Here is an 11,421-nt window from a genome sequence, read left to right as displayed (position 1 = left end):
AGCCCTGGAGTATGTCTATGAAATTATCAGTTCTTGCGCTTGGCCTGAGTGCCGCCCTAATCAGCAGCTTCGCTGCAAATGCCAGTGAAAACCTGATCACTAACGGTTCTTTTGAGCAGTCAAACGCCGTCAGCGGTTCATGGAGCCTGTTTAAAACCTTGCCTGGCTGGAACCGCAGCTCAGCTAAGTTTGAAATTCAGACTAACCGCCTTGGCCTTATTCAGGCTCAGGATGGCGAGCAATATCTGGAGCTGGATTCAACCCGCAACTACAGCGCTTACCAAAGCGTTGCGACTGAAGCCGGCAAGCAATATGTCGTAAGCTTCTACTACTCTCCGCGTGTTACCAATAATGCAGATACCAACAAAGCAACCGTTTACTGGGACGACCAGGTAATCGCAGAGCTAAACGGCACACAACGTGGCTGGCAGCATTACACCATTAACGTCACTGCAAACAGCGACGAAAGTACCCTGAAATTTGTCGGTGCGGGCAACTCAGACTCATACGGTGCACTGCTGGATAACGTCTCCGTTACCGCAGACTGTGTAACAGGTTTGTTCGGGATTAATAATTATGGCTCGGCTGAAGGTGGCTATGTCTATTACTTTGACATTGATGCCGGTCAGTACAGCAAAGTATCAGGCGTGACTCACACTGCGTCGAACATCGCCAGCAAAGACGGTGTGCTTTACTTTATGGAGCAAACCAACAGTAAAACCAAAGCATCCACCTTGTGGGCACTGGACTTGAATGGCAACCAGCAGTACAGCATTACCAACGCGACGTCATGGCCTTTGTACCGCTCTGCGGTTACACCGGATGGCGTGTCTCTGCGTAGCACCAGTAAAACCTACATGTACGATTTTGACATGACCAGCGGTGAAAAAACCGTGCTGGGTAAATTGTCATACCCGGGTGATGACTTCAGCCATGGCGATATTGCTTACTCAGCAGACGGTAACGTCCTTTACGTTTTAACTGGCAAGGCGCTGTATACCCTGGATGAAGGCAATATGGAGCTGACTAAGATTGGCGAGCACGGCGTAAACTGGGCATCTGGCCTGGCGATTACGGCTGATGGCAAACTGTATGTTTCTGGTCGTGAAGCCAACAACAATGCGCAGATCTGGCAAATGAATCCAGACACAGCGGTTGCCACCTTAGTCATGGAAGGTCCTGAGCATATTAACGACCTGACTTTTGTCGACAATTTCTGCCGATAACCGGAACATTCGCTCTATATGCGCAAAAACCAGCCAGACAGGCTGGTTTTTTTGTATACAAAAAGCGTCCCACCCAGCTGGTAAGGCTTCCCCATCGCCATCCCACTAGGTATACTGACGCGCTTTTAATGAATAGTTAGTCAACACTGACCTAACTTGGAATCATTTGGGGACTGGCCACCCGTTCAAAGTATGCCGCTGAATACTGTCATCAACAGTACCTTCGGCATCGATAATATTAAGGCCAAAACAACACATTTGATTGAAATGGGAATAATATGAATTCATTACCTAATCGCGGTGAGTTTCTGGGCCATCCAAAAGGCCTGTTCTTACTCTTCGGCACGGAAATGTGGGAGCGCTTTGGCTACTACGGAATGCGTGCAATCTTGGTTCTTTATCTGGTTGCTCAGGTGCAAAACGGCGGCTTCGGCTGGACCAACGCCGACGCACTGAGCCTGTACGGTACCTTTACCATGGCGGTCTATCTGACCCCGTTGATCGGTGGTTGGTTAGCCGATAACGTATTGGGTCAGCGTAAAGCCATCATCATTGGTGGTATTCTGATGGCCGCAGGTCACTTTACTATGGGTATTCCGCATGGCCTGGTTGCCGGTATGGAAGAACAGGTTTTCTATATCGGTCTGGCATTATTATGTGCCGGTAACGGTCTGTTTAAGCCAAACATCTCGACTATGGTTGGTGACTTGTATCAGGAAGGTGATAAGCGCCGTGACGGTGCCTTCACGATTTTCTACATGGGTATCAACTTAGGTGGTGCCTTGGGTCCACTTATCGCAGGTTATGTTGCAGCACAAATTAACTGGCAAGCGGGTTTCATCGCTGCAGGTATCGGCATGGTGATCTCCGTTGTGATGCAACTACTATTAAGCCAGAAATATCTGGGCGACATCGGTGTGGTCCCAGCAGCCAAGCTGTCTCAGCAGCAATCTAACAGCAACACCAAAGAGCCTCTTACTAGTCAGGAAAAAGACCGTATCCGCGTTATCTTCACTATGAGTGTATTCAGTATTATCTTCTGGATGGGCTTTGAGCAGGCCGGTGGTCTGATGAACCTGTTTGCTGCTGATTACACCGACCGTATGCTGATGGGTTTTGAAATCCCGGCGTCATGGTTCCAGTCTCTGAACTCTATCTTTATTATTATCTTCGCGCCACTGGTGGCCATGATCTGGCTGAAACTGGACAAGCGTGAGCCTAACTCTCCGGTTAAGTTTGCCATCGCGTTGGTATTCCTGGCGCTGGGCTTTTTGACAATGATGATGGCGCTGATCACCGAAGGCAGTGATGCCGGCAACCTGCAGATCAGCATGATGTGGCTGGTACTTTTCTACCTGTTCCACACGCTGGGTGAGCTGTGTCTGTCACCAATTGGCCTGTCTATGGTGAGTAAACTGGCACCACTGCGCCTGGCTTCATTATTAATGGGTCTGTGGTTCCTGTGTACAGCGGTTGCGAACAAAATCGCGGGCTTTGTTGGTTCTTTCATCGGCGAAGGCCAGGAAGCAATGAACAATGCCATGAGCATCTTCATTGGTCTGGGTGCAACAGCACTGCTGTCTGCACTGGCGATGTACCTGCTTAGCAACAAGCTGGTTGACTGGATGCACGGCGCTGAAGGAACCACTGATGAGCCGCATACTCAGGAGCACTATCTTGAGAAAGAGCTAGAGATCTCTGGCGAAAGACAGTAATTTCTAATTACTGACTCATGTAAAAGCCGCACTAAATTTGTGCGGCTTTTCTGCTTTCAACCCTCTCTTGTAAACTTATCAATACAGCAACGCGAGATTTTGCCTCTTCTGTACCTGTCTCTGTATCACTAACAAGGTGATATCGCTGTCAACGTCAAACTTTAAAGTTTATTATTTTCAGATAGATAAAGAAAACTCTGCTGAAAAACCACCCGTCATGCAATCCATTTTTAAGAACAAACAGGGCCTTTTAATCGATAAATTTATCCTGTTCACGCGATCCGTATAATCCAGACAATTTGTACGACAGAATTTACATTTTACCTACTTGCTAAATCATGCCCATCGCTTCCCCTTTTTGCCATTTTGATTAATCATCCACAGCACAAAACAAATAGCGATCCAGTGCTTTTAAGCGGGAGTAAGACAATGAGTGAAGTAACAAATCCTCTAGGCCTAGTTGGCATTGAGTTTACCGAGTACGCAACACCAGATGCGGACTACATGGAAAAGATTTTTGCCGATTTTGGTTTTTCTAAACTGAAAAAGTTTAAAGACAAAGACATCCTATACTACAACCAGCACGACATTCACTTCCTGCTGAATAAAGAGCGCGGCGGTTTCTCTGCGGAGTTCGCTAAGAGCCACGGTCCGGCGATTTGCTCTATGGGCTGGCGTGTAGAAGACGCGCAAAAAGCGTTTGAAATCGCGGTTGAGCGCGGTGCTAAGCCTGCCACTGACTCAACTCATAAAGACTTGCCTTACCCGGCCATCTACGGCATCGGTGACAGCCTGATCTACTTCATCGATGTATTCGGTGATAAAGGCTCTATTTTCGAGCAAGACTTTGTTGATTTAGAAGAGCAAGTGGTTGTTGAGGACAAAGGCTTCCTGCGTATCGACCACCTGACTAACAACGTATACAAAGGCACCATGGAAACATGGGCAAACTTCTATAAAGACGTATTCGGCTTTACGGAAGTACGCTACTTCGACATCAAAGGTCAGAAAACAGCCCTGTTGTCATATGCACTGAAATCTCCGTGTGGCACCTTCTCTATTCCAATTAACGAAGGTAAAGACGACAACAACAACCAGATCGATGAGTACCTGGACGAGTACAATGGCCCGGGCGTACAGCACCTGGCATTTTTGACCAACGACCTGGTTGCCTCACTGGACAAGCTTGACCAGACTAACATTGCAACATTAGACATTGTTGATCACTACTACGACACCATCTTTGACCGTGTACCTTGGGTTAAAGAAGACCGTGAAAAGATCAAAGAGCATCAGATCCTGGTAGACAGCCAGAGCGAAGATTGCTACCTGCTTCAGATCTTCACTAAGAACCTGTTTGGTCCTATCTTTATCGAGATGATCCAGCGTGTTGACGACGGTGGATTCGGTGAAGGTAACTTCCAGGCGCTGTTCGAGTCTATCGAGCGTGACCAGGAACGCCGCGGCGTGATCTAATTCTCCTTTGAGAGTAGAAAATTAAAAGCAGCTTGGGGCGATGCCTTGTGGCTGCTTTTGCCGTTTTAATTTGTCTGAGACTCAGGTGTTGCATTGAAAAATCAAAACACTATCACCACATCTGAGAACAGCCTCAAACTTGCAAAAAGGAAAGACCATGTCTTTTATCAACGAAACGCATGACATTAATCTGAAGAGCTGGGTTGCCAGCGCCAACCAGGCTGGCACCGACTTCCCAATTCAAAACCTGCCTTTTGCCTCATTCCGTCGTAAAGACAGTGCCGAAGAGTTCCGTGGTGGTGTTGCCATTGGCGATCAGGTACTGGATTTAGCAGTGGTTGCTGCAGCAGGCATCTTCAGTGGTGAAGCACAGGACGCAGTAGAAGCGGCCAACGCGCCTAAACTGAATGAATTTATGGGTATGGGTCAAAATTATTGGTCTGCCCTGCGTCTGGCGTTATCTCGTGCTCTTCGTGAAGGCTCTGAGCACCAGGGCGCATTGGAAGCGGCATTAGTTACTCAATCCGACGTTGAATATGCGCTGCCGTGTCACATTGGCGACTACACAGACTTCTACACCTCAATCTACCATGCTACAGCGGTAGGTAGCTTGTTCCGTCCGGACAACCCTCTACTGCCTAACTATAAGTGGGTACCAATCGGTTACCATGGCCGTGCTTCATCGATTGACGTGTCAGGTCAAAACTTCCCTCGCCCTAAAGGTCAGACTAAAGCGCCAGATGCAGATACACCGTCTTTCGGTCCGTGTAAACGCCTGGACTACGAACTGGAGCTGGGTATCTACCTGGGTAAAGGCAATGAGCTGGGTGACTCTATTTCGATTGAAGATGCCGAAAGTCATGTGTTTGGTTTCTGTCTGTTCAACGACTGGTCTGCCCGTGATCTGCAAGCCTGGGAATACCAGCCGTTAGGTCCGTTCCTGGCGAAAAACTTTGCCTCAACGGTATCGCCGTGGATTGTCACCACAGAAGCGCTGGCGCCGTACCGCACCAACTGGCACCGTAATGAGCAAGACCCTCAGCCTCTGGAGTATCTTGAGTCTGCACAAAACCGTGAATCGGGTGCTTTTGATATCCAGATGGACGTACTGCTTGAAACCGCAAAAATGCGTGAAGCCAATGCAGCGCCAAGCAAGCTGTCAGAATCAAGCTTTAAGCACAGCTACTGGACAGTGGCACAAATGGTCACTCACCACACAGTAAACGGCTGTAATTTCCTTCCGGGCGACATGCTGGGTTCAGGTACTCAGTCTGGTCCGGAGCACGAAGAAGCCGGCTCTTTGCTTGAGCTATCTCGTGGCGGTAAAGAGACCATCACTCTGGACAATGGCGAAGAGCGTAAGTTCCTGGAAGACGGTGACAAGGTCATTATGCGTGGCTGGTGTGAAGCGAACGGCTTTGCACGTATCGGCTTCGGTTTTGTCGAAGGCACTATCCTGCCAGCGAAGTAATCGTAATCGCAAACGCAAAAGCTTTTCTATACAAAACAAAGGTGTGCTTAAGTACACCTTTTTTTTGTAAGTAAATACTGGCTTTTTGCATAAAAATTGTTAAAGTGGGTCGTTATTTTTAATTATTACGTGTTATGTTTCGCTATATCAAACGCCTGATCACATCGCTATTTCAACCTAAGCAGCTAATGATGCGCCAGAATGGCCAGGTTAGTCTGATGGTTGTGCCTGGCTGGTTGCAATTTATCGCACTAGTGCTGGTTTGTGGCGCTCTTACCTGGTTAGTTATCAGTACATCAGCGTTTTTTAAACAGCAAAAAACGGTTAATGCCCTACAAGCGGAACTACAGACTCAACAGCAAGCCTGGGCAAAAGAAAAACAGCTGCTGACCGAACGCCTGACTGAACAACATACACAGCTTGTCACCTTAAACGAACAGCATACTGTACTCAGTGAAATTGTCAGTGCCCTGCCGACGTCCATCACTGAGCAGACAGACGCAGCGCTATCTCTGCCAGAAAGTACACAACAGAATGACACGCAGCCTGGTGCTGGGGATATCAATGACAGCCATGAATTTGAGGCACACAGCAATGAGCTGGATGATGCACAGACCGCTTTGCTTGAGACATTGCAAACGATTATTTCGGCGCGCCATAACCAGCTAATGGCCGGATTTACTGAAGCAGGCCTGTCTTTGAGCAGCGACAATAATTCCGCACAGGGTGGTCCTTATCACCAGGTTGATGCAACGCTGTTAAATGCGCGCTACACCCAGCTGATCGATGACTCTGTCCAACTCAATCAGTTAGAGAACTTATTACACTCCACCCCCAAAATGATGCCTGTTGCGCACGACAAATATTATATTTCCAGCGCATTTGGCTTTCGTAAAGACCCAATTACAGGCCGCCGTGCCTACCACAAAGGGGTCGATATGGCAGGCTGGCACAAAACCCAGATCATTGCACCGGCAGATGGGGTGATCAGTAGAGCAGGAAAAAATGGCGGATACGGTAAGTTTATTGAAATTAAACATGCGAACGGTATCGTCACACGTTATGGTCATTTACACACCATCAAAGTCAAAAAAGGCCAGACGGTCAAGCAGTCAGACGTGATTGCACTGATGGGCAGCACAGGTCGTAGTACCAGTACACACTTGCATTATGAGGTGTTACAGGATAAAAAGCATATAAACCCTGTAAAACTGGCAAGAGTGCTTAAACGTGTTCAATAAAAAGAAAAATTCATTTCCTTTCTCGCTTATTTCTCCCGACACCGAAATCACAGGCAACATCCACTGCGACGGTGAACTTCAGATCGATGGCAAAGTCACGGGTGACCTCAATGTCGCGCAGCTGATCATTGGCGAATCTGGGCTTGTAGAAGGCAATATTATCGCCAAACAGGTGCAGGTGCGCGGCCAAGTTCAGGGCGGGATCAACGCTGACAGCGTTACGCTGGAGCCCAGCGCCAGAGTGACTGGTGATATCGAACACGATACACTGAGTATTCAGGCCGGTGCGCATATGCAGGGTCAACTGAACCATCGCGCAGAGCCATCTAATGTCACCCCACTGGATAAAGCCAGCGAAGGCTGAACACTCGTCAAAAATAGGCCACCGATAACATTTCATAACACAAAACATAGACTTAGCCTTTCACTTTTGTATCGGATAGTGATACATTTCTGCGCATTTGAAGTACCAAGCGAGTGTCAATACTCGCTTTTTTACAACACACCGAAGTAATTCAAAGGATATATCGTGAACAAGCATATTTTAGGCCTGCTACTGGCTACTGCGTCTTTAGGCTCTCAGGCTGCTGAGCTTAGTAAAAGCTTCCTGGAAGTGGGTTATGGTAAGACCAATCTGGATGGTTCACCGGATTCAGTGGCTCCTCGGGGATTTATCATTGCGGGTAGTTATGAATTTGCCAACGGTATCTTTATGGGACTAAAAATTGATCAGCATTCAGACAGCCTGGCATTCTTCGACAATCTTGATGATGGAGAATACGACATTGACGAAACGACATTTAATCTGGGCTACATTCTGCGTTCAACGGACAGTGGACGCCTGGCAGTTGGCGCTCAGGTTGGTGAGTTTGAAGTGTCGACTAATCGCTCTAACTCAACAGCAGATACACGTCGCCTTTACGGTGAGTACGAACACGCCTTCTCCAAACGCATTAGTGCCTATGGTCAAGCGGGCTATGAACTACTTGACGGTTTCAGAGATGATGAAAATGGTGTTTTTGTTAACCTGGGCTTGCGCCTCAGTTATACAACAAGCTCAGCCGTGGTAGTTGAATATACCAACGGTGTAGAATACACCCAGACTGAAATAAAGTATCGCTATACTTTCTGATAGAGAAAGGCCCGCTGCGCGCGGGCCAATCACTACTTTTTCGCCGAGATATACATAGTGACATCGGCATGAAAGACCTTGACCCCTTGACTATTAAATACCTCAACCGGGACGATTAACTCCTCTTTGTCCTGCCACTGACGTGGTAGTGAAATCGTCGCTTCTGCACGCAAGTCTGTTTCGGCTTTTTTCAGGTATTGTACCGTCATCCCCTTAGGGATCCAGCGATGTGTTTTGTACGGAATGCTGGCATCAGTCACCACGCCAGCGCATAGCTCCGCAAGGTTACACTGCGCAATCGCATGTACAGTGCCAATATGGTTATGCACCGCTTTTCGGTTAGGCATCTGTGCCGTGATCCGGCCTTCACTAAGGTGAGTGATCTTAGGCTTGATGGTGCCGAAATAAGGCGCTCGTTTACACACGGCCTTGCTGAATAGCCAGTTGCCAAAGGGCAACCATTTAAACTTCTTATAGGTTTTTAATAAGGGTGTTGCCATAACGCTGAACCTGTCCGATTTGAATAACACCTCACACTAACACATCAGACCAGTTAAATCAGCCCTGCTTCATGATTTTATTTACTCACCTTTTACAATGAATATCGTCGTATTAGGGCGGATATCAGAAGGTTACAATTTATAATTTCACTTTTAGCAACAATTTTAATGCAGGCAAACTCATCAGGACAACAGGGTGGGATACCTAAAAATATCGCCCGCCAAATTTGTACAGTACAGATATAAAATATTTCATAACCTGAAAGCCAGATACAATTTTTTCTTTAATTGTGACCGAAAACCTCACTTCATTCCTTCGTGATTCACCCTATATATTTTATAATAAACAACGATATAGGATGGATTTCACATTGTTCAAAACCGTTCTAATAAAAAGCACTTTATCCGTATTTCTTAAGTAAATCTGGAGTTCCCTTTTATAAAAACAAAATTGGAACGATTCAAAAACAAAGATTTAAAATAATCAACAAAAAACAACAAGTCTGTATGTCTCTAATACCCTGACTGCAGATAAAACTTGTCATTTTTTGCAATTAAGGACTTTAATTATGGACGACAATATAATGAAAAGTACGCCATGGATGACGCCTCTTTCGAACTTGGTGATCCTATGAAACTCAGTAATAAACTTTACTCAGCCTTTGGTGTTCTAATTGTACTGATGGTGATGTCCAGTACTTTAGTTTGGTTTAAGGTATCAACAGAAACGGCCCGTGCGCAGGAAGTCACAGGCGATGACCTGCCAGGCATGATCCTCTACAGCCGCTTGCTCGACACCGAGCATCAGCTCAAAAGTGCGGCGCTAGAATATATGAACGGGGATACCAGTAAAAAATCCATCTTTAATGAAGTATTTCGAAATTTCAAAGAAGTACACACAGAGTTATATCGTTATGAGTCTGCCAAGCAAGCCGATCGGGAAAAAATGGCCCATATTCTCAAGAGCATTACCACGTATCACCAGCGCGTCAATCAGGACGTTTTTGGTCGCTATGATCCCGATGCCTACCAACGTATCAAAACCCGCGTGGACCGCCTGGAATCGACCACAGGGGAGCAGCTAGAAGCTCTACTGGATAAGCTTAAAGAGCAAGAATTTAACGATGCCATGCAGTCAACTGACTTACAGGAGTCACTCAACGATGACCTGCCTGGTGTCCGTTACTATCTAGAGTTAGTGGATGAAGCAGGCGACATGATAGCCGCTATTATTTCACATACAACGGGTAATACGAACGCGGAAGCAGACTTTAATGACGATGCTGCCAGCTTTGAAGAGTACCTGAATCTATTGATACCACTAGAGCAAAAGCCAAATGAACTGCAAGATATTGCGACCATCAAACGTTTATATAAAACGATACGTGACGAAGCTACTGTCGTGTTTAGCAGCTATGACCCTACGGCCTTTAAACAAGCTACTGCGACGCTCAGTGAATTGGACAGAAAGTATATTCAGGACATAGCAAAAATCCTCGACGTATCTGCGAAAGAAGAAATCGATGATGCGACAGGCGCTCTGGAACTGTTGGTTGAGGGGCTCAATTCAACGTCTATCGTGATTATTGTGATCACGCTGATCGCTGCTGTTCTCGGTATCGCCATTGCTTATCTTATCAGCAATTCGATCGTATCCAGACTTAGTCAGGTGCTTGGCGTAGCTGAACGGATCAGTGCCGGTGATATCTCTGACAGAGACATTGCGCACAAAGGCCAGGACGAAATTGATGGACTGGCCGAGGCCACCAACAAAATGGCTCGCTCTTTGAATGAGCTATTACACTCGATTGCTCAGGTGGTAGATGATGTGCGTACTTCGAGCCACGATATTGCCGAAGCCAATGACCAAATCGCCTCGCGCAGCCGGTCATCTGCCGATCAATCAACTCAAGTTGCCACAGCCATTGAGGAAATGAGCGCTACGGTGTCAGAAGTTGCGTCACAGAGTCAGGTAGCTGCCAGCCACGCCGATCAGGCCCGCACTCTGGCCTCCGGAGGCGGAGACACTGTCGGACAAACCGTCAGTAAAATCAAAACGGCCTCACAAAACGTGCAGAAAACCGCAGAAAACGTGACCCATCTGGGCGAGCTAAGTAGTCAGATTGGTAACGTGATTGGCGTGATTGGCAGTATTGCCGAGCAGACCAACCTGCTTGCCTTAAACGCTGCCATTGAAGCAGCCCGAGCCGGTGAACAGGGTCGTGGTTTTGCGGTGGTCGCCGATGAAGTGAGAACACTTGCTGAGCGCACCTCTAAAGCCACTGAAGAAGTGGTTTCAACAGTTCAGTCCATTCAGTCGCAGACCGAACATGCCGTCAGCTCAATGCAAAACAGCGTGTCTCAGGTTGATCAGAGTGTGTCTATGGCGGAAGCTGCGGGCGCTCAGCTGGATGATATCGTTCGTGGCGCGTCTGAAATTGCCGCTATGATCCAGTCGATAGCGACAGCAACAGAGGAACAATCTGTCGTTGCTGGAGAAATGGCTCAGGATATCTCGAAGATAGAGCAATCAAGCCAAAGCTCACTGCAGGATACTCAGGTTGCCGCTTTGTCTGCACAACAGCTCAATAAACAAGCTGAGCAGCTGGCTCAACTGGTTCGTAAATTCAGACTCAGAACTTAATTTTACCTAGGTATTC

General features: G+C 47.2%; 9 protein-coding genes. 8 read left to right on the top strand and 1 reads right to left on the bottom strand.

Annotation, left to right across the window (positions count from 1 at the left end; translation table 11 throughout):
* The first annotated feature begins 17 nt into the window (after positions 1–17).
* From CWB98_RS16130 to CWB98_RS16100, 7 genes are all read left to right on the top strand, one after another.
* Positions 18–1,226 carry a DUF642 domain-containing protein gene (locus CWB98_RS16130; RefSeq protein ID WP_138545794.1) on the top strand — a complete coding sequence of 403 codons (1,209 nt, stop codon included), beginning with the start codon at positions 18–20 and terminating at the stop codon, positions 1,224–1,226.
* A gap of 278 nt (positions 1,227–1,504) precedes the next feature.
* Positions 1,505–2,941: a peptide MFS transporter gene (locus CWB98_RS16125; RefSeq protein WP_125719934.1), complete on the top strand. Its 1,437-nt coding sequence runs from the start codon at positions 1,505–1,507 to the stop codon at positions 2,939–2,941.
* 429 nt (positions 2,942–3,370) lie between these two features.
* A complete protein-coding gene (gene hppD / locus CWB98_RS16120) occupies positions 3,371–4,417 on the top strand; it encodes a 4-hydroxyphenylpyruvate dioxygenase (RefSeq protein WP_125719936.1) in 1,047 nt (348 codons plus the stop codon).
* Positions 4,418–4,574: 157 nt separating this feature from the next.
* Entirely contained in the window at positions 4,575–5,888 is a 1,314-nt protein-coding gene (fahA, locus tag CWB98_RS16115; RefSeq protein WP_138545793.1) for a fumarylacetoacetase, read from the top strand.
* Between the two features lie 134 nt (positions 5,889–6,022).
* The gene (locus CWB98_RS16110; RefSeq protein ID WP_138545792.1) at positions 6,023–7,129 is read left to right on the top strand and encodes a M23 family metallopeptidase; all 1,107 of its coding nucleotides are present in this window, start codon (positions 6,023–6,025) and stop codon (positions 7,127–7,129) included.
* A complete protein-coding gene (locus CWB98_RS16105) occupies positions 7,119–7,493 on the top strand; it encodes a bactofilin family protein (protein ID WP_138545791.1) in 375 nt (124 codons plus the stop codon). Before CWB98_RS16110 ends, CWB98_RS16105 begins: the two co-directional genes overlap by 11 nt.
* A 165-nt stretch (positions 7,494–7,658) precedes the next feature.
* On the top strand, positions 7,659–8,261 hold the full coding sequence (locus tag CWB98_RS16100; RefSeq protein WP_171045682.1) for a porin: 603 nt from the start codon (positions 7,659–7,661) through the stop codon (positions 8,259–8,261).
* Positions 8,262–8,293: 32 nt separating this feature from the next.
* Here CWB98_RS16100 and CWB98_RS16095 read toward each other — a convergent pair whose 3' ends face one another.
* On the bottom strand, positions 8,294–8,761 hold the full coding sequence (locus CWB98_RS16095) for a hotdog fold domain-containing protein (RefSeq protein ID WP_138545789.1): 468 nt from the start codon (positions 8,759–8,761) through the stop codon (positions 8,294–8,296).
* Between the two features lie 631 nt (positions 8,762–9,392).
* Here CWB98_RS16095 and CWB98_RS16090 point away from each other — a divergent pair.
* Positions 9,393–11,405: a methyl-accepting chemotaxis protein gene (locus CWB98_RS16090; RefSeq protein ID WP_138545788.1), complete on the top strand. Its 2,013-nt coding sequence runs from the start codon at positions 9,393–9,395 to the stop codon at positions 11,403–11,405.
* Positions 11,406–11,421: the final 16 nt, after the last annotated feature.

Source organism: Pseudoalteromonas rubra (assembly GCF_005887115.1).
GTDB classification, from domain to species: domain Bacteria; phylum Pseudomonadota; class Gammaproteobacteria; order Enterobacterales; family Alteromonadaceae; genus Pseudoalteromonas; species Pseudoalteromonas rubra_F.
The sequence above is the reverse complement of the archived record's forward strand: the minus strand, read 5'-3'. Positions and strand labels throughout refer to the sequence as shown.

What these genes read in the sequence shown, in the direction of transcription:
- CWB98_RS16130 (WP_138545794.1), top strand. Translation starts at nt 18, where the DNA reads ATGAAATTATCAGTTCTTGCGCTTGGCCTGAGTGCCGCCCTAATCAGC.
- CWB98_RS16125 (WP_125719934.1), top strand. Translation starts at nt 1,505, where the DNA reads ATGAATTCATTACCTAATCGCGGTGAGTTTCTGGGCCATCCAAAAGGC.
- hppD (WP_125719936.1), top strand. Translation starts at nt 3,371, where the DNA reads ATGAGTGAAGTAACAAATCCTCTAGGCCTAGTTGGCATTGAGTTTACC.
- fahA (WP_138545793.1), top strand. Translation starts at nt 4,575, where the DNA reads ATGTCTTTTATCAACGAAACGCATGACATTAATCTGAAGAGCTGGGTT.
- CWB98_RS16110 (WP_138545792.1), top strand. Translation starts at nt 6,023, where the DNA reads ATGTTTCGCTATATCAAACGCCTGATCACATCGCTATTTCAACCTAAG.
- CWB98_RS16095 (WP_138545789.1), bottom strand. Translation starts at nt 8,761, where the DNA reads ATGGCAACACCCTTATTAAAAACCTATAAGAAGTTTAAATGGTTGCCC.
- CWB98_RS16090 (WP_138545788.1), top strand. Translation starts at nt 9,393, where the DNA reads ATGAAACTCAGTAATAAACTTTACTCAGCCTTTGGTGTTCTAATTGTA.